Consider the following 21,241-nt stretch of genomic DNA (forward strand, 5'->3'; position numbering starts at 1 on the left):
TGAGGAGCCGAGCGAGATGGCGAACGAGGACAAGCTCCGCGACTACCTCAAGCGCGTGACAGCCGACCTGCGCCAGGCCAACCGGCGCATCCGCGAGTTCGAGGAGCGCGACCGGGAGCCGATCGCCGTCGTCGGCATCGGCTGCCGGTTCCCCGGCGGCGTCACCGGCCCCGACGCGCTGTGGGACCTCGTCGCCGGCGAGCGCGACGCCGTCGGCGGCGTGCCGCTCAACCGGGGCTGGGACTTCGAGCGCATCTACGACCCGGTCCCGGGCCGCCCCGGCCGCACGTACGCCCGTGACGGCGGGTTCCTGCACGACGCGGACGCGTTCGACGCCGGCTTCTTCGGCATCTCCCCGCGCGAGGCCCTCGCCATGGACCCGCAGCAGCGGCTGCTGCTGGAGACCACGTGGGAGGCCCTGGAGGACGCCGGCCTCGACCCGTCCCGCATCCGTGACACCGAGACCGGGGTGTTCGTCGGCGCCAGCCACCAGGGCTACGGCGCCGCCGCCGAGGGCGCCCCCGACGGCGTCGAGGGGCACCTGCTCACCGGCGGCGCCGCCGCGGTGCTGTCGGGGCGGCTCGCCTACACGTTCGGCACCCGCGGCCCCGCCGTCACCGTCGACACCATGTGCTCGTCGTCGCTCGTCGCGCTGCACCTCGCCGTCCGCTCGCTGCGGGCGGGGGAGTGCGGCATGGCCGTCGTCGGCGGCGCCACCGTCATGGCGGTCCCGCAGTCGTTCATCGAGTTCTCCCGCCAGCGGGGCCTGGCCCCCGACGGGCGCTGCAAGGCGTTCTCCGACGACGCCGACGGCACCGGCTGGGGCGAGGGCGTCGGCGTCCTGCTCCTCGAGCGGCTCTCCGACGCCGTCGAGCGCGGCCGCCGGGTCCTCGCCGTCGTACGCGGCTCCGCGGTCAACCAGGACGGCGCCTCCAACGGCCTTACGGCCCCGAACGGCCCGGCACAGCAGCGGGTCATCCGGGCCGCCCTCGCCGACGCCGGCCTGGAGGCGTCCGATGTGGACGCCGTCGAGGCGCACGGCACCGGCACCGCCCTCGGCGACCCGATCGAGGCCGAGGCGCTGCTCGCCACGTACGGGCAGGGCCGCGACCCGCGACGGCCGCTGTGGCTCGGCACCCTCAAGTCCAACCTCGGCCACACCCAGGCCGCCGCCGGGGTCGCCGGGGTCATCAAGGCCGTCCTCGCGATGCGGCACGGCGTCCTGCCCCGCACCCTGCACGTCAACGCCCCGTCGTCGAAGGTCGACTGGTCGGCGGGCGCCGTGCGGCTGCTGACCGCCGCGCAGCCGTGGCCCGCCGTCGACCGGCCCCGCCGCGCCGGCGTGTCGGCGTTCGGCGCCAGCGGCACCAACGCGCACGTCGTGCTGGAGCAGGCTCCCGCACCGGTGGACGCTCTGCCGTTGGTGCCGTCGATTCCGGTGCTGCCGTGGACCGTGTCGGCGCACACCGCCGAGGCGATGCCGGCGCAGGCGGCCGCGCTCGCCGAGCACCTCGCCGGCCGCCCCGACCTCGACGCCGCCGACGTCGCCCGGACCCGGGCCACCGCCCGGGCGCACCTGGAGCACCGGGCCGTCGTGCTCGGCGCCGATCGGGCCGCCCTGACCCGCGCCCTGGACGCCCTCGCCGCCGGCCTCCGCGATCCGGACGTCATCACCGGCACCGCCGACCTCGAGGCCGCCTCCGCGATGCTGTTCACCGGTCAGGGTGCGCAGTGGCCGGGGATGGGCCGCGGTCTCTACGAGGCGTTCCCGGTGTTCGCGGCGGCGTATGACGAGGTGTGCGCCCTCGTCGAGGTGGACGATTCGCGGCTGGATGAGACGCAGTGGACGCAGCCTGCGTTGTTCGCGGTTGAGGTCGCGGTGTACCGGTTGCTGGAGTCCTGGGGTCTGCGACCTGACTTCCTCCTCGGTCATTCGATCGGTGAGCTGGCGGCGGCGCACGTTGCGGGGGTCTGGTCCCTTGAGGACGCCTGCAAGGTGGTTGACGCCCGCGGTCGTCTGATGCAGGCGCTGCCATCCGGTGGCGCGATGGTGGCGATCCAGGCGTCTGAGGAGCAGGTCCGCGCGGCGCTGGTCGACGGTGTTTCGCTGGCCGCGGTCAACGGTCCCGACGCGGTCGTCATCTCCGGCGACGAGGAAGCCGTCTCAGCGGTGGCGGCGGGGTTCGCCAAGACGCGCCGGCTGAAGGTGAGTCACGCGTTCCACTCGGCGCGGATGGACGGGATGCTCGACGCGTTCCACGAGGTCCTGAACACGGTCACGTTCCACCCGCCGCAGATCCCGATCGCGACGACGTCGATCGGCGACGTTACCGACCCGTCGTATTGGGTGGATCAGGTCCGGGGGACCGTCCGGTTCGCTGACGCCTACGAAAGCTTGAAGGCGAAGGGTGTCACGAGGTTCCTGGAGGTCGGGCCCGACGGGGTGCTGTCGGCGCTGGTCGGTGGCATCCCCGCGATGCGCAAGGGGCGCGACGAGCCCGCCACCCTCATGGCCGCCGTCGCCGCCGCGTACGTCGCCGGCTGGTCCCCGGACTGGGCCGCGTTCCTCCCGGGCCGGCGGGTCGAGCTGCCCACCTACGCGTTCCAGCGGGACCGGTTCTGGCTCACCCAGACCCGCCGCGACTCCACAGTGGACGGCTGGCTCTACCGCGAGACCTGGAAGCGCCTCCCCGCGACCGGAGCGGCGCTCGACGGCACCTGGCTGCTCGTCACCCACACCGGCGACCAGGCGCTGCACGACACCCTGACCCGTGCCGGCGCCACCGTCCGGACGCTCACCGTCGTCGAGCACACCGACCGGGCGGCGATGACCGGTCTCCTCGCCGCCGCCGCGACCGGCCTCACCGGCGTCGTGTCGACCCTCGCCGCGTCCGCGACCCCGGCGCCCGGCCCGGCGCCCGTCACCGCCGGCGTCGCCGACACCCTCACCCTCGTGCAGGCCCTCGGCGACGCCGGCATCGGCGCGCCCCTGTGGTGCGTCACCGGCGGCGCGGTCAGCACCGGCCCCGGCGACCACGTCCGCGACCCCATGCAGGCCGCCGTCTGGGGCCTCGGCCGGGTCGCCGCCCTCGAACACCCCGACCGGTGGGGCGGCCTCATCGACGTCACCGGCGACCTGTCGCCGGTGCCCGGCCTCCTCGGTGGTTCTGAGGACCAGGTCGCGGTCCGCGACGGCGCCGTCCACGCGCGCAGGATCACCCGGGGCGCCGGCGGGGCACCGGCCGGCTGGCGGCCCCGCGGCGGCGCGCTCGTCACCGGCGGCACCACCGGCCTCGGCGCCCAGACCGCCCGCTGGCTCGCCGGGCACGGCGCCACCCACCTCGTCCTGCTCAGCCGCCGCGGCGACGCGGCGCCCGGCGCCGCCGCGCTGCGCGACGAGCTCACCGCCCTCGGCGCCGGGGTCACCGTCGCCGCCTGCGACGTCGCCGACCGGGACGCCCTAACCGCCGTCGTCGAGGCGGTCGAGGCCGAGCACGGCCCGATCCGCACCGTCGTGCACGCCGCCGGCGTCGGCGTCCTCGGCCGGCTCCGCGACACCACCGCCGCCGACCTGGCGGCCGCGACCGCGGCGAAGCTCGGCGGCGCCGCGAACCTCGACGCCGTCTTCGACCGCGACACCGTCGACCGGTTCGTCACGTACGCGTCCGTCGCCGGGGTCTGGGGCAGCGGCGACCACGGCGCCTACGCCGCCGCGAACGCCTACCTCGACGGGCTCGTCCAGGCCCGCCGCGCCCGCGGCCGGGCCGGCACGTCGATCGCGTGGGGCATCTGGAGCCCGGAAAGCGGCGGCATGGCCCGTGCCGACGTCCGCGCGTCGGCGAACTGGCACGGCATCGAGTTCATGGACCCCGCCGCCGCCCTCGACGCCCTGCACCATGTCCTGGACCGCGACCCCGGCACCGCCGTCGTCGCCGACGTCGACTGGGCCCAGTTCGCGCCGCTGTTCACCGCCGCACGGCACCGCCCGCTCATCGCCGACCTGCCCGAGGTCGCGTCGCTGCTCGCGCCGCCCGCCGCGCCCGCCCCCGGCGGGGTGGACGCCCGGCAGCTCGGGCTCGGCGCGCTGGAGGAGCTCGTCCGGGCCGGCGCCGCCGAAGCGCTCGGCCACCGGGGCATCGACGCGGTCAACGGCACCCGCTCGTTCCGGGACCTCGGCTTCGACTCCCTGACCGCCCTCGAACTGCGCGACTCCCTGGCCCGGTCCACGGGCCTGCGGCTGCCGACGACCGTCATCTTCGACTACCCCAACGTCGACGCCCTCGCCGCGCACCTGCACCGCGAGCTCGGCGGCGCGACCAGCGCCTTGCCGGCCGCCGCTGCCCAGGCCGCCGCCACCGACGAGCCGATCGCGATCGTCGGCATGAGCTGCCGGTTCGCGGGTGGCGTCGAGTCACCCGAGGACCTGTGGGCGCTGCTGAGCGACGGCGGCGACGCGATCGGCCCGATGCCCACCGACCGCGGCTGGGACGTCGACGGCCTGTTTGACCCGGACCCGGACCGGCCCGGCCGCAGCTACGTCCGCGACGGTGGCTTCCTGCGCGACGCCGTCCGCTTCGACCCGCAGCTGTTCGGGATCTCGCCGCGGGAGGCCGTCGCCATGGACCCGCAGCAGCGGCTGCTGCTCGAGGTCGCGTGGGAGGTGTTCGAGGCCGCCGGCATCGACCACACCACGCTGCGCGGCACCCCCACCGGGGTGTTCGTCGGCGCCGCCGGCGGCGACTACGGCAGCCGCCTGCAACAGGTCCCCGACGGCGCCGAGGGCCACCTCATCATCGGCACCGAGAGCAGCGTCGCGTCCGGCCGCATCGCCTACACGTTCGGGCTCGAAGGACCGGCCGTCACCGTCGACACCGCCTGCTCCTCGGGGATGGTCGCCACCCACCTGGCCGCCCAGGCGCTGCGCCGCGGCGAGTGCGACCTGGCCCTCGCCGGCGGGGTCGCCGTGATGTCGTCACCGGCGGCGTTCGTCGGGTTCAGCCGGCAGCGCGGCCTCGCCGCCGACGGCCGCTGCAAGGCGTTCTCCGACGACGCCGACGGCATGGGTCTCGCCGAGGGCGCCGGCATGCTCGTGCTGGAGCGGCTCAGCGACGCCCGGGCGCGCGGCCACCGCGTCCTGGCGGTCGTGCGTGGATCGGCCCTCAACCAGGACGGCGCCTCCAACGGCCTTACGGCCCCGAACGGCCCGGCGCAGCAGCGGGTGATCCGGGCGGCCCTGCGCGCCGCCGGCCTGGAGGCGTCCGATGTGGACGCGGTCGAGGCGCACGGCACCGGCACCGCCCTCGGCGACCCGATCGAGGCGCAGGCACTCCTCGCCACCTACGGCGCGGACCGGCAGACCCCGCTGTGGCTCGGGTCGCTGAAGTCCAACGTCGGGCACACCCAGGCCGCCGCCGGGATCGGCGGGATCATCAAGATGGTCCTCGCGATGCGGCACGGCACCCTGCCGCGGACCCTGCACGTGGGGCGGCCGTCGACGCACGTCGACTGGACCGCCGGCGCCGTGGAGCTGCTCGCCGAGGCCCGCGACTGGCCCGAGACCGGCCGCCCGCGCCGCGCCGGGGTGTCGTCGTTCGGGGTGTCCGGCACCAACGCCCACCTCATCCTGGAGGCCGCCGAGGAGCCGGAGGCCGCTCCCGTCCCGGCCGCCGGACCCGCCGCGGCCGCCGGACCCGCCGCGGTGCCGGTCCTGCTGTCCGCGCACAGCGACGAGGCGCTTCGCGCGCAGGCCGCCCGGCTCGCGGCGCACCTGGCGGCGACCGGCGACGACCTCGCCGACGCCGCCTGGACGCTGTTCAGCGCACGGGCCGCCCTGGCGCACCGCGCGGTCGTCGCCGGCAGCGACCGGGACGGCATCGTGCGGCAACTGGACGGGCTCGCCACCGGTACACCCGCCGCCGCCACCGTCACAGGGGTCATCCGGGCCGGCGGGAAGGTCGCGTTCGTGTTCCCCGGGCAGGGATCACAGTGGCTCGGCATGGGCGTGGAGCTCCTCGACGCCGAGCCCGTGTTCCGGGAGCAGATCGAGGCGTGCGAGGCGGCCCTCGCGCCGTCCGTCGACTGGTCCCTCACCGCGGTCCTGCGCGGCGACGCCGGCGCGCCCGGCCTGGACCGCGTCGACGTCGTGCAGCCGGTCCTGTGGGCCGTCATGGTGTCCCTGGCCGCGTGGTGGGAGTCCCGCGGCGTCACCCCCGACGTCGTCGTCGGCCACTCGCAGGGCGAGATCGCGGCGGCCTGCGTCGCCGGGATCCTCACCCTCGGCGACGCCGCCCGGGTCGTCGCGCTGCGCAGCCAGGCGCTGTCGGTCCTCGCCGGCCGCGGCGGCATGCTCTCCGTCGCGCTCCCGCCGGAGCAGGCGACCGACCGGCTCGCCCCGTGGGCGGACCGGCTCAGCGTCGCCGCCGTCAACGGTGCCGGCTCCGTCGTCGTCTCCGGCGACGTCGACGCGCTCGCCTCGCTCGCCGACGCGTGCGCCGCGGACGGGGTCCGGACCCGCCGGGTCGAGGTCGACTACGCCTCGCACTGCGCGCACGTCGAGGCGATCCACGACCGGCTCCTGGAGGTCCTCGCGCCCGTCGAGCCGCGGCCGGCGCGGGTCGAGTTCCACTCCACCGTCGGCGCCGACATCACCGGCATCGACGTCGGCGGCGCCGAGTACTGGTACCGCAACCTGCGCCACAGCGTCCAGTTCGCGCCGGCCGTGCGCACGCTCGCCGACGCCGGCGTCACCGTCTTCGTCGAGGTCAGCGCCCACCCGGTGGTGACACCCGGCATCCAGGAGACCGTCGACGCCGCCGGGGTCGACGCGGTGGTCACCGGCACGCTGCGCCGCGACGACGGCGGGCCGGTCCGGCTGCTCACCGCGCTGGGCACCCTGCACGCGCACGGCACCGCCGTGGACTGGACGACCGCGTTCGGCGCGGGGCGACGGATCGTCGACCTGCCCACGTATCCGTTCCAGCGGCAGCGGTACTGGCTGGACGCCCCACCGATCATGAGCGCCGGGGACGGTGTCGACGCCCGGTTCTGGCAGCTCGTCGAGCAGCAGGACCTTCAGGAACTGGCCGCGACCCTCGCGGTGGCGCCCGATGCCGTCGAAGGGCTCCTGCCGGCGCTGTCGCGCTGGCGGCGGGAACAGGCCGGCCGGGCGGCGCTGGACGGGTGGCGGTACCGCATCCGCTGGCAGCCCCTCACCGACCTGCCCACCACTCCGGCCGGGCGATGGCTGGTCGTGCTGCCCGCCGCCGACCGGGCCGGCGCCTGGACCGAGCACCTCGTCGCCCAGCTGCTCGCCGCCGAGGTGCGCGCGGACGTGCTGACGCTGCCCGCACAGGCGGACCGGGCGACGACCGCCGCGCACCTGCGCGCCGCCCTGGACGGCAACCCCGCCCCCGACCGGGTTCTGTCGCTGCTCGCCCTCGACGAGCACCCGTGCCGCGTCGGCACCGCGCTGCCGTCCGGGCTCACCGCGACCGTCGCGCTGCTGCAGGCGCTCGGGGACGTGGCGTGCCATGCTCCACTGTGGACGGTCACTCGGGGCGCCGTGCAGGTCGGCGCCGCCGACACCGTCACCGCACCGCTGCAGGCGATGACATGGGGCCTGGGCCGCATCGCCGCCCTCGAACACCCCGACCGCTGGGGCGGCCTCGTCGACCTGCCCGCTGAGGTCACCGCCGCGACAGTCGCCAGACTCGCATCGGTCGTCACGGGCCACGACGGCGAGGACCAGGTCGCCGTCCGCGGCGCCGCGACCTACGCCCGCCGCCTCGTGCGCGCGAGCGGCGGCTCCCCGGCGGCCGGCCGGTGGCGGCCCGACGGCACCGTGCTCGTCACCGGCGGGACCGGCGGGATCGGGGCGCACCTGGCCCGGTGGCTGGCCGCCGAGGGCGCCGGGCACCTGCTGCTCACCAGCCGGCGCGGACCGGACGCGCCCGGCGCCACCGAACTCGCCCAGCAGCTGCGGGACGCCGGCTGCGACGTCACCATCGCCGCCGTCGACGTCGCCGACCGCGCCGCCCTCGCCGGCCTCCTCGCGAGCATTCCCGAGGACCGGCCGCTGCGGGCGGTGTTCCACGCCGCCGCGATCCTCGACGACGGCGTCATCGACGGCATCACCGCCGAGCGGGCCGCCGCCGTCGCCGCGCCGAAGGCGGACGCCGCCCTGCACCTGGACGAGCTCACCCGCGAGCTGGACCTGACCGCTTTCGTGCTGTTCTCCTCGCTCGGCGGCACCCTCGGCGGCCCCGGGCAGGGCAGCTACGCCGCCGCCAACAGCCTCCTGGACGCCCTCGCGCAGCAGCGGCACGCCGCGGGACTGCCCGCCACCGCCGTCGCCTGGGGCGTCTGGGCCGGCGGCGGCCTCGCCGGCGGTGAGATCGGCGAGTCCGCCCGCCGCCAGGGCATGCTGCCGATGGACCCGGGCAAGGCGATCAGCGTCCTGCACCGCGCCCTCGACGACGGCGACACCTGCGTCGTCGTCGCCGACGTCGACTGGCCCAGGTACGCGCCCGCGTTCACCGCGTCCCGGCCCAGCCCGGCGCTGCGCGACCTGCCCGAGGCGGCACCGGCCGAGGACGGCGCCGGCGTCCCGCTCGGCCGCGAGCTCGCCGGGCTCCCCGCCGCCGAGCGGGAGGCGCGGCTGCTGCAGCTCGTGCGCCGGCACGCCGGCGCAGTCCTCGGTTTCCCCGACGACACCGCCGTCGACCCCGGCCGGGCGTTCCGCGACCTCGGCTTCGACTCCCTCACCGCCGTCGAGCTGCGCAACCGGCTCGGCGCCGCGACCGGGCTCCGGCTGCCGGTGACGCTCGTCTTCGACCACCCGACCGCGACGGCCCTCACCCGGCACCTGCTGGGGGAGCTCGTCGGCGGCGAGGCCCCGGCGCCCGAGACCGCCGTGCGGGCGGCTGACGGCGACGACCCGATCGCGATCGTCGCGATGACCTGCCGGCTGCCCGGCGGCGTCGCCGGCCCCGAGGACCTGTGGCGGGTCCTCATCGACGAGGTCGACGCCGTCGGCCCGTTCCCCACCGACCGCGGCTGGGACCTCGACGGGCTCTACGACCCGGACCCCGAGCGGTCGGGCACCTTCTACACCCGCGAAGGCGGCTTCCTGCACGACGCCGCCGCCTTCGACCCCGCGTTCTTCGGCATCTCCCCGCGCGAGGCCCTCGCCATGGACCCGCAGCAGCGGCTGCTGCTGGAGACGGCGTGGGAGGCGTTCGAACACGCCGGGATCGACCCCGCCGCCGCCCGTGGCAGCCGCACCGGCGTCTTCGTCGGCTCCAACTACCATGACTACGTCTGCCGGTTGCACGTCGCGCCCGAAGGCTTCGAGGGGCAGCTCGCCCTCGGCAGCGCCGGCAGCGTCGCGTCCGGCCGGATCGCGTACCTGTTCGGGCTCGAAGGACCGGCGCTGACCGTCGACACCGCCTGCTCGTCGTCGCTGGTCGCGCTGCACCTCGCCATGCAGGCGCTGCGCCGCGGCGACTGCACCCTCGCCCTCGCCGGCGGGGTCACGATCATCTCCTCGACCGACACGTTCGTCGAGTTCAGCCGGCAGCGCGCCCTGTCGCCCGACGGGCGGTGCAAGGCGTTCTCCGCGTCCGCGGACGGCGCCGGCTGGGCCGAGGGCGTCGGCCTGCTGCTGGTCGAGCGGCTCTCCGACGCGGTCGCCAACGGCCACCCGGTCCTGGCCGTCATCCGCGGCTCCGCCGTCAACCAGGACGGCGCTTCCAACGGTCTGACGGCTCCGAACGGTCCGGCGCAGCAGCGGGTCATCCGAGCCGCGCTCGCCGACGCCGGGCTGCGCCCCGCCGACGTCGATGTGGTGGAGGCGCACGGCACCGGCACGAGCCTCGGCGACCCGATCGAGGCGCAGGCCATCCTCGCCACCTACGGCCAGGACCGCGACGAGCCGCTCTGGCTCGGGTCGGTGAAGTCGAACCTCGGCCACACCCAGGCCGCGTCCGGCGTCGCCGGGCTGATGAAGATGGTCCTGGCCCTACGCCACGGGACGCTGCCGCGCACCCTGCACGTCGACGCGCCCTCCCCGCACATCGACTGGTCGTCCGGCGCCGTCGAGCTCGCCACCGAGGCGCGGCCGTGGCCGGCCACCGACCGGCCGCGCCGGGCGGGGGTGTCGTCGTTCGGCATCTCCGGCACCAACGCCCACGTGATCGTGGAGGAGCCGCCCGCGGTGCTCGCCGCGACGGGCTCGCGAGCCGCGTTGCCGGTGGTGCCGTGGCCGGTGTCGGCCCGGACCATGGACGCTCTCGACGGCCAGGTGTCGAGGCTGCGTGAGGTCACCGGGAATCCAATGGACGTTGGATTTTCTTTGGCGACCGGCAGGTCGATGTTCGAGCACCGGGCGGTGCTGCTCGGTGACGTGCAGGTCCGGGGGCGGGTCCGCGACGGCGGAAACGCGATGCTGTTCACCGGTCAGGGTGCGCAGTGGTCGGGGATGGGTCGCGGTCTCTACGAGGCGTTCCCGGTGTTCGCCGCGGCGTATGACGAGGTGTGCTCCCACATCGAGGGCCTGCGGGACGTCGAGGGCGCCGACCTGGATGAGACACAGTGGACGCAGCCTGCGCTGTTCGCGGTTGAGGTCGCGGTGTACCGGCTGCTGGAGTCCTGGGGGCTGCGCCCCGACCACCTCCTTGGTCATTCGATCGGTGAACTGGCGGCGGCCCACGTCGCCGGAGTCTGGTCCCTTGAGGACGCCTGCAAGGTGGTGTCGGCGCGGGGCCGGTTGATGCAGGCGCTGCCGCGTGGGGGTGCGATGGTGGCGATCCAGGCTTCGGAGGAGCAGGTCCGGGCGGCGTTGGTCGAGGGCGTTGAGCTGGCCGCCGTCAACGGCCCTGACGCGGTCGTCATCTCCGGCGACGAGGGCGCGGTCGAGGCGGTGGCCAACGGGTTCGCCAAGACGCGGCGGCTCAAGGTGAGTCACGCGTTCCACTCGGCACGCATGGACGGGATGCTCGACGCGTTCCGTGAGGTCCTGGCCACCGTGAAATTCAACGAGCCGGGGATTCCGATCGCGATCACGTCGACCGGCGACGTGACCGACCCGGAGTACTGGGTGGGCCAGGTCCGGGGGACGGTCCGGTTCGCGGAGGCCGCTTCCACGCTGGCCGCTAAGGGCGTAACCAGGTTCCTGGAGGTCGGCCCGGACGGGGTGCTGTCGGCGATGGTCGACGGGGTCCCCGCGATGCGCAAGCGCCGCGACGAGCCGCTGACGCTGATGACCGCCGTCGCGCAGATGCACGTCACCGGCTGGTCGCCGGACTGGACCCGGCTCCTCGCCGGGGGACGCCGCGTCGACCTGCCCACGTACGCGTTCCAGCGGCAGCGGTACTGGCTCGACGCCCCCGCCGACGCCGCGGACCCCGCCGACGCCGCGGACCCCGCCGACGCCGCGGACCCCGCCGCGCTCGGCCTCGGCACGGTCAGGCACCCGCTGCTCGGCGCCGGCGTCCCCCTCGCCGACACCGGCGGCCACCTCTTCACCAACCGGCTGTCGATCGCTGACCAGCCGTGGCTCGCCGACCACCGGGTCATGGACACCGTCCTGCTGCCCGGCACCGCCCTCGTCGAGCTCGCCCTGTCCGCCGGCGACGCCGTCGGCTGCGACCGGATCGAGGAGCTCACCCTCCAGGCGCCGCTGGTCCTGCCGGAGCCCGGCGCGCTGCAGCTGCAGGTGACCGTCGGCGCCGCTGACGGCTTCGGCACCCGCACGGTCCAGGTGCACTCCCGCGACGCCGGCGGCACCGACGACACGTGGACCGCGCACGCCACCGGCCGCCTCGCCGCCGCCCGCACCTGGGACGCCCCGGACTTCACGGCGTGGCCGCCCGGGGGCGCCGAACCCGTCGACATCGGCGGCCTCTACGACACCCTCGCCGACGCCGGGTTCGAATACGGGCCGGCGTTCCAGGCACTGCACCGGGTGTGGCGCCGCGACGGCGTCGTCTACGCCGAGGCCGCCCTCGCCGACCCCGAGCGCTCCGAGGCCGGCCGGTTCCTGCTGCACCCGGCGCTGCTCGACGCCGCCCTGCACACGCTGGCGTTCGCCGACGGCGTCGCCGGGCGCGGGGTGCTGCCGTTCTCGTTCGAGCGGGTGGCGCTCAGCGCCGTCGGGGCCACCGCCGTGCGGGTCCGGCTCACCGCCAGCGGCACCGACACCGTCGCCGTCGACCTCGCCGACCAGACCGGCCGGCCGTTCGCGGCGATCGGCGCGCTCGCGCTGCGCCCCGTCACCGCCAGCCAGGTGAAGGCGGCCCGCTCGCAGCACCACGACTCGCTGTTCCGGGTCGACATGGTCATGAACCCGGTCGTGCCGGCCCGCGACCACACCGGGCAGCGCTGGGCGGTCCTCGGGCTTAACCCGGTCAAGCTCGTCAAGGCGCTCGGCGCCACCGGCGCCGCCGTCGAGACCTACCCGGACCTCGACGCGCTCCGCGACGCCGTGGCCGCCGGCGCGCCGGTCCCCGACCGGGCCATCGTCTCCTGCGCGGACCGGCCCGAGGGCGCCGACATGGCCGCGCGGGCCCGCAACGCCACCTACTGGGCGCTCGACCTCGTCCAAGGGTGGCTCGCCGACGAACGCCTCACCGGGTCCCGGCTGGTGTTCGTCACCCACAGCACCGGCGGCGACACCGTCGACGACCTCGCCTGGGCGCCGGTGTGGGGCCTGGTCCGGTCGGCGCTGACCGAGAACCCGGACCGGTTCGTCCTGCTCGACCTCGACGACCGCGACGTCTCCTACGCCGCGCTGCCGGCCGCCCTCACCTGCGGCGAAGGCAACGTCGCCGTCCGCGTCGGCGGCGTCCATGTGCCGCGGCTCGCCCGGGTCGCCGCCACCCCCGGCGTGACCCCGTCGGCGACGTGGGACCCGAAGGGCACCGTCCTGATCACCGGCGGCACCGGTGACCTCGGTGGTCTCATCGCCCGGCACCTCGCCGCCGAGCACGGCGTCCGGCATCTGCTGCTCACCAGCCGCCGCGGCCCCGCCGCCGAGGGTGCCGCCGAGCTGCGGCAGGCGCTGCTCGACCTCGGCGCCGAGGTGACGATCGCCGAGTGCGACGTCGCCGACCGGGACGCCCTCGCCGCGGTGCTCGCCGCGATCCCCGCGGACCGGCCCCTCACCGGTGTCGTGCACACCGCCGGGGTCGTCGACGACGGGGTCGTGTCCGCGCTGACCCGCGAGCAGGTCGACACCGTCCTGCGGCCGAAGGTCGACGCCGCCCTCAACCTCGACGAGCTCACCCGCGGGCTGCCGCTGTCGGCGTTCGTGCTGTTCTCCTCGATGGCCGGCACGTTCGGCGGCACCGGCCAGGCCAACTACGCGGCCGCGAACACGTTCCTGGACGCCCTCGCGCACCAGCGCCGAGCCGCCGGCCTCCCGGCGCTGTCGCTCGCCTGGGGCCTGTGGGAGCAGGGCAACGGCATGACCGCCAAGCTCGACGGCGGCGACCTGCGGCGGATGGCCCGCGGCGGGCTCGCCCCGCTGTCGCACGCCGAGGGGCTCGCCCTGTTCGACGTCGCCTGCGTCGTCGACGAGGCCGTGCTCATCCCGGCCCGTCTCGTCGTCGACGCGATCCGGGCGGCCGCCGGGACCGAGGCGGTGCCGGCCATCATGCGCGGCCTCGTCGGCCGCCCCGCCCGGCAGGCCGTCACCACCGGACCGGCCGCCGCCGAGGCGGAGACCCTCGCCGCCCGGCTCGCCCGGCTGAGCAGCGCCGAACGGCAGCGCACCCTCCTGGACCTGGTCCGGGCCGAGGCCGCGGTCGTCCTCGGGTACCCCGGGCCGGACGCGGTCGAGCCGGACCGCGGGTTCCTCGAGCTCGGCTTCGACTCCCTCACCGCCCTCGAACTGCGCAACCGGCTCGCCGCCGCCACCGGGCTGCGGCTGCCGGCGACGCTGCTGTTCGACTACCCGTCGCCGGACGCGATGGCCGGGCACGTCCTCGGCCAGCTCGTCCAGGACGACGCCGACGCGCCGTTCGCCGTCCTCGACGACCTCGAGGCCGCGGTCGACGCGATCGACGACGACACCCGGGACCGGCTCACGGACCGGCTGCAGCTGCTGCTCACGAAGCTCACCGACCGCGGGGCCGGCTCCGGGGCGGGCGTCGCCGAACGCCTCGACTCGGCCAGCGACGACGACATCTTCGCGTTCATCGACAACGACCTCGGTCTGTCGTAGCGACGCCCACCGCTTTCAGAAAGGTCCGGTCACCGATGAACGAAGACAAGCTGCGCGAGTACCTGAAGCGCGTGACGGTTGATCTGCACCGGACCAGGGAGCGGCTCAAGGAGGTCGAGGACCGGGCGCAGGAGCCCGTCGCGATCGTCGCGATGAGCTGCCGGTACCCCGGCGGCGTCCAGACACCCGAGGACCTGTGGCGGCTCGTCGCCGACGGCCGCGACGCCATCGGGCCGTTCCCCGGCAACCGCGGCTGGGACCTGGACAACCTGTTCCACCCCGACCCGGACCACCGCGGCACGTCGTACGGCAGCGAAGGAGGCTTCCTCTACGACGCCGACGAGTTCGACCCCGCCCCGTTCGGCGTCTCACCCCGAGAAGCGCTCGGCATGGACCCGCAGCAGCGGCTGCTGCTGGAGACGGCGTGGGAGGCCTTCGAACGCGCCGGCCTGGACGCGGCCACGCTGCGCGGCAGCCGCACCGGCGTGTTCGTCGGCGTCATGTACAACGACTACGGCGCCCGCCTCCGCGAGATCCCCGAAGGCATGGAAGGCTACGTCGGCAACGGCAGCTCACCCAGCATCGCCTCCGGCCGCATCGCCTACACGTTCGGCCTCGAAGGACCCGCGGTCACCGTCGACACCGCCTGCTCGTCGTCGCTGGTCGCGCTGCACCTGGCGGCGACGGCGCTGCGCCGCGGCGAATGCGGCCTCGCCCTCGCCGGCGGTGTGACCGTCATGTCGACCCCGAACACGTTCATCGGCTTCAGCCGGCAGCGCGGCCTGGCCGCCGACGGCCGCTGCAAGTCGTTCTCCGACGACGCCGACGGCACCGGCTGGGGCGAGGGCGCCGGCCTGCTGCTCCTGGAGCGGCTCAGCGACGCCGTCGCCAACGGCCACCCGGTCCTCGCGGTCCTCAGAGGCTCCGCCGTCAACCAGGACGGCGCGTCCAGCGGCCTCACCGCCCCGAACGGCCCCTCGCAGCAGCGCGTCATCAAGGCCGCCCTGGCGAGTGCCGGCCTCGCCCCCGCCGACGTCGACGTCGTGGAGGCGCACGGCACCGGCACGAGCCTCGGCGACCCGATCGAGGCGCAGGCGCTGCTGGCGACCTACGGGCAGGGTCGCGACGAGCCGCTGTGGCTCGGGTCGGTGAAGTCGAACCTCGGCCACACCCAGGCGGCGTCCGGCGTCGCCGGCGTCATCAAGATGGTCCTCGCCATGCGGCACGAGCGGCTGCCGCGGACCCTGCACGCCACCACCCCGTCGTCGCATGTGGACTGGTCCGCGGGCGCGGTCCGGCTGCTGACCGAGGCACAGCCGTGGCCGTCCACCGGCCGCCCGCGCCGGGCGGGGGTGTCGTCGTTCGGAGTGTCCGGCACCAACGCCCACGTCGTCATCGAGGAGCCGCCGGCCGCGGCCACCCCGTCGGGGGAGAGGGTCGCACCGCCGGTCGTCCCGTGGCTGCTGTCCGGCCGTACCGCGGCGACGGTGCCCGCGCAGGCCCGCCGGCTCGCCGCCGCCCTGGACGCGGCGCCCGGCCTCGAACCGGCCGACGTCGCGTTCACCCTGGCGACGGCGCGGACCACGACGGAGCACCGGGCGGTCGTGCTCGGCGCCGACCGGTCCTCGCTGCGGGCGGCACTCGACGACCTCACGGTCACGGGTGTCGTGACGCCCGGCCGCTCCGCGATGCTGTTCACCGGCCAGGGCGCGCAGTGGTCGGGGATGGGTCGCGGCCTGTACCAGGCGTTCCCGGTCTTCGCTGCGGCGTATGACGAGGTGTGCTCCCACATCGAGGGCCTGCGGGACGTCGAGGGCGCCGACCTGGATGAGACACAGTGGACGCAGCCTGCGCTGTTCGCGGTTGAGGTCGCGGTGTACCGGCTGCTGGAGTCCTGGGGTCTGCGCCCCGATTACCTCCTCGGTCACTCGATCGGTGAGCTGGCCGCTGCGCATGTTGCGGGGGTCTGGTCCCTGGAGGACGCCTGCAAGGTGGTGGAGGCTCGCGGCCGTCTCATGCAGGCGCTGCCGGCCGGTGGTGCGATGGTGGCGATCCAGGCTTCGGAGGAGCAGGTTCGGGCGGCGTTGGTCGACGGTGTTTCGCTGGCCGCCGTCAACGGCCCGGACGCCGTGGTCGTGTCCGGTGACGAGGAAGCGGTCGAAGCGGTCGCCGCGGGGTTCGCCAAGACGCGCCGGCTCAAGGTGAGTCACGCGTTCCACTCGGCACGCATGGACGGGATGCTCGACGCGTTCCGTGAGGTCCTGGCGACCGTGAAATTCAACGAGCCGGGGATTCCGATCGCGATCACGTCGACCGGTGATGTCACTGACCCGGAGTATTGGGTGGGTCAGGTTCGGGGGACGGTCCGGTTCTCCGACGCCGCTTCCAGGTTGACCGCGAAGGGCGTGACCAGGTTCCTGGAGGTCGGTCCGGACGGGGTGCTGTCGGCGATGGTCGACGGGGTCCCCGCGATGCGCAAGGGCCGCGACGAGCCGCTGACGCTGATGACCGCCGTCGCGCAGATGCACGTCACCGGCTGGTCCCCGGACTGGACGCGGGTCCTCGGCGGCAATGTCGTCGACCTGCCGACGTACGCGTTCCGCCGCACCCGGTTCTGGCTCGACGACCCCGCCGCCCGCGCCGACGCCGCCGCGGCCGGGCTCCTGCCCGTCGACCATCCGCTGCTCGGCGCCGCGCTCGGCCTCGCCGACGGCGGCGGCTTCGTCTTCACCAGCCGGCTCTCGCTGCGCGACCAGCCGTGGCTGCGCGACCACGTCGTGCTCGGCGTGCCGCTCGTGCCCGCCACCGCCCTCGTCGACCTGGCGCTGCGCGCCGGGGAGATGCTCGACTGCGGGCGCCTCGACGAGCTCGCGGTGGAGGCCCCCCTCGCTCTGCCCGACCCGGGCGCCGTGCACCTGCAGCTCACCGTCGGCGCCCCCGACGACACCGGGGCCCGCCCCGTCGCCGTGTACTCCCGCGGCGCCGACGACACCACCGCCGACTGGACCCGGCACGCGACCGGGCGGCTGCGGCCCGGGCAGCCCCGGGACACCACCGACCTGGCCGTGTGGCCGCCGGCCGGCGCGACCCCGGTCCCCGTCGACGGTCTGTACGACACGCTTGCCGGCGCCGGACTCGACTACGGTCCCGCGTTCCGGGGCGTGCGGGCCGTCTGGCGCAGCGACGGCGACCTGTTCGCCGAGGTCGCGCTCCCCGAGACGGCCCGCGACGACGTGAACCGCTTCGGCGTCCACCCCGCCCTGCTCGACGCCGTCCTGCACACCCTGGGCCTGGCGGAGCACACCGCCGGCGACACGCTGCTGCCGTTCGCGTTCCGTGGCGTCTCCCTGTGTACGACCGGCGCCGTCACCGTCCGCGCCCGCCTCACGCTCACCGGCGCCACGACCGTGGCCGTCGACGTCGCCGACGAGTCCGGCCGGCCGGTGGTGTCGATCGACGCGCTCGACCTGCGCCCGGTGACCGCCGGGCAACTGGCCGCCGGCCGCGCCACCGACCTGTTCCGGCTCGACCTCGTCCCCGCCCGCCCCACCGGCGGACACCGGCACCGCTACGCCGTGCTCGGCGCCGACCCGTCCGGGGTCGCGGCGGCGCTGGCGGAGGCCGGCGCAACGGTCGACGCGTACGCCGACCTCACCACGCTCCACGCCGCCGTCGCCGGGGGAGCCCCCGCCCCGGGCCGCGTCGTGGTCACCATCGACGCCGCCGGCGACGGCCTCGTGGCGGCCGTGCACCGGCGGACCTCCGCCGCCCTCGCAGTCGTCCAGGAGTGGCTCGCCGACCCGCCCGCCGGGGCCGCGCTGCGGGTCGTCGTGCCCGCCTCCGGAGCGGACGCGGTCGCCTCGGCCGGCGTGGCCGGGCTGATCCGCTCCGCGGAGGCCGAGCACCCCGGGACGTTCGGGGTCATCCAGGTCCACGACCAGGAGCCCACCGGCGAGGCCCTCGCCAACGCCTTTGCTGTCGATGAGCCGACCGTCACGGTCCGCGGCGACGACGTGCTCGTCCCGCGGCTCGCCCGGGCCGTCGCCGCCGCGGCGGAAGCAGCGCCGGCGGCCACGTTCGGCGGTGACGGGACCGTGCTCGTCACCGGCGGGCTGGGAGGGCTCGGCGCGCTCGCCGCCCGGCATCTCGTCACCGTCCACGGCGTCCGGCACCTGCTGCTCGCCGGCCGCCGCGGCCTCGCCACCGACGGCGCCGCCGCGCTGCGCGACGAACTGGCCGGGCACGGCGCCACCGTCACCGTCGCCGCCTGCGACGTCGCCGACCGGGCCGCCGTCGCCGCACTCCTCGCCGCCGTGCCCGCCGCGCACCCCCTGACCGCCGTCGTGCACACCGCCGGGGTCGCCGACGACGCCGTCGTCACCGACCTCACCGCCGACCGGGTCGCCGCGATCCTGCGCCCCAAGGCCGACGGCGCCCTGCACCTGCACGAGCTGACCAGGGGCCTGCCCCTGACCGCGTTCGTGCTGTACTCGTCGCTCGCCGGGATCCTCGGCGGCGCCGCGCAGGCCGGGTACGCCGCCGCCAACAGCGTCCTGGACGCCCTCGCCGCCCAGCGCCGCGCCGAAGGACTGCCGGCGCTGTCGCTCGCCTGGGGGCTGTGGGACACCGCCAGCGGCATCACCGCCCACCTCGACGACGCCGACCGCCGCCGCCTCGCCCGCAACGGCGTCGCGCCGCTGCCGGCCGCGGACGCGCTCGCCCTGCTCGACCTCGCCTGCGCCGCGCCCGCCGCCCTGGCGGTCCCGGCCCGGCTGCGTCCGGCCGCCGACGGTCCCGCCGTCCTCAGTGGACTCGCGGTCGCCGGGCGGCGGGCGGCCCGCGGCGAGGACGACGACACGCTCCGGCAGCGGCTGCTGCGGATGCCCGACGGCGACCGGATCCCGGCACTGCTGCGGCTGGTGCGCGGCGAGGCGGCGACGGTCCTCGGCCACGCCGCCGGCGACGACGTCGACCCGCACCGCGGGTTCCTGGAGGCCGGGTTCGACTCGCTCACCGCCCTCGAACTGCGCAACCGGCTCGCCGCCGCGACCGGGCTGACGCTACCCGCCACCGTCCTGTTCGACCATCCGGCGCCGGCGGCGATGGCCCGGCACCTCCTCGACGAGCTGCGCCTGGCGCCCGCCGCGGCCACCGCACCGCCCGCCACCGGCACCGCGTCCGCCGCCGACGAACCGGTCGCGATCGTGGCGATGAGCTGCCGGTACCCGGGCGGCGTCGGCAACCCGGAGGACCTGTGGCGGCTCGTCGCGGACGGCATCGACGCCGTCGGCCCGTTCCCCGGCGACCGCGGTTGGCCCGTCGACCGGCTCTACCACCCCGACCCCGACCACCGCGGCACCAGCTACGCGCGTGAGGGCGGCTTCCTGTACGACGCGGCGGCGTTCGACGCGGACTTCTTCGGCATCTCGCCCCGCGAGGCCCTCGCCACCGACCCGCAGCAGCGGCTGCTGCTGGAGACGTCGTGGGAGCTGCTGGAGCGCGCCGGGATCGACCCTGCCACGCTGCGCGGCACCCCGACCGGGGTGTTCGTCGGCCTCATGTACAGCGACTACGCCGCCCGCGTCCACGACGTCCCCGACGGCCTGGAAGGGCACCTCGGCAACGGCAGCGCCCCGAGCGTCGCCTCCGGCCGGGTCGCGTACACGTTCGGGTTCGAAGGACCCGCGGTCACCGTCGACACCGCCTGCTCGTCGTCGCTGGTCGCGCTGCACCTGGCGGCGGCGGCGCTGCGCCGCGGCGAGTGCGGCATGGCCCTCGCCGGCGGGGTCACCGTCATGTCGACGCCCGGCACGTTCGTCGGCTTCTCCCGTCAGCGGGGCCTGGCCCCCGACGGGCGCTGCAAGGCGTTCTCCGACGACGCCGACGGCACCGGCTGGGGCGAGGGCGTGGGCCTGCTGCTCCTGGAGCGGCTCTCCGACGCCGTCGCCAACGGCCACCCGGTCCTCGCGGTGATCAAGGGCTCGGCCGTCAACCAGGACGGCGCCTCCAGCAGCCTCACGGCCCCGAACGGCCCGTCGCAGCAGCGGGTCATCCGCGCCGCGCTCGCCGCCGCGGACCTCCAGCCGTCCGACGTGGACGCCGTCGAGGCGCACGGCACGGGCACGAGCCTCGGCGACCCGATCGAGGCGCAGGCGCTCATCGCCGCATACGGGCCCGGCCGGCGGACACCGCTGCTGCTCGGGTCGGTGAAGTCGAACCTCGGCCACACCCAGGCCGCGTCCGGCGTCGCGGGCGTGATCAAGATGGTCCTCGCCATGCGGCACGGTCAGCTGCCGCGGACCCTGCACGTCGCCGCCCCGTCGTCACACGTCGACTGGTCGTCGGGCGCCGTCGAGATCCTCACCGACGCCCGGCCGTGGCCCGCCGCCGACCGACCGCGCCGGGCGGGAGTGTCGTCGTTCGGGATCTCGGGCACCAACGCCCACGTCATCATCGAGGAGCCGCCTGCCGCCGCGGCCCCGGTGGAGGATCGGGTGGCGTTGCCGGTGGTGCCGTGGCCGGTGTCGGCGCGGACCGCGGACGCCCTCGACGGCCAGGTGTCGAGGCTGCGTGAGGTCACCGGGAATCCAATGGACGTTGGATTTTCTTTGGCGACCGGCAGGTCGATGTTCGAGCATCGGGCGGTGCTGCTCGGTGACGCGGTGATCCGTGGCCGGGTCCGCGACGGCGGGAACGCGATGCTGTTCACGGGTCAGGGTGCGCAGTGGTCGGGGATGGGTCGCGGTCTGTACGAGGCGTTCCCGGTGTTCGCGGCGGCGTATGACGAGGTGTGCGCGTACATCGAGGGTCTGCGGGACGTCGAGGGTGCTGCGCTGGATGAGACGCGGTGGACGCAGCCGGCGTTATTTGCGGTTGAGGTCGCGGTGTACCGGTTGCTGGAGTCCTGGGGTCTGAAGCCCGACTTCCTGCTTGGTCATTCGATCGGTGAGCTGGCGGCGGCGCATGTTGCGGGGGTCTGGTCCCTTGAGGACGCCTGCAAGGTGGTCGAAGCGCGGGGCC

Annotated in this window: 2 protein-coding genes; both read left to right on the plus strand. The window is 75.7% G+C overall.

The window, feature by feature from the left end:
- The first annotated feature begins 16 nt into the window (after positions 1–16).
- Complete coding sequence (locus AB0I21_RS49025) at positions 17–14,221, plus strand: type I polyketide synthase (RefSeq protein ID WP_360571612.1); 14,205 nt, start codon at positions 17–19, stop codon at positions 14,219–14,221.
- A gap of 35 nt (positions 14,222–14,256) precedes the next feature.
- A partial coding sequence (locus AB0I21_RS49030; protein WP_360571614.1) for a type I polyketide synthase occupies positions 14,257–21,241 on the plus strand: 6,985 nt, incomplete at its 3' end.

Origin of the sequence: Dactylosporangium sp. NPDC050588 (assembly GCF_040654975.1) — a bacterium.
In the GTDB taxonomy this organism is placed as follows: Bacteria; Actinomycetota; Actinomycetes; order Mycobacteriales; family Micromonosporaceae; genus Dactylosporangium; species Dactylosporangium maewongense.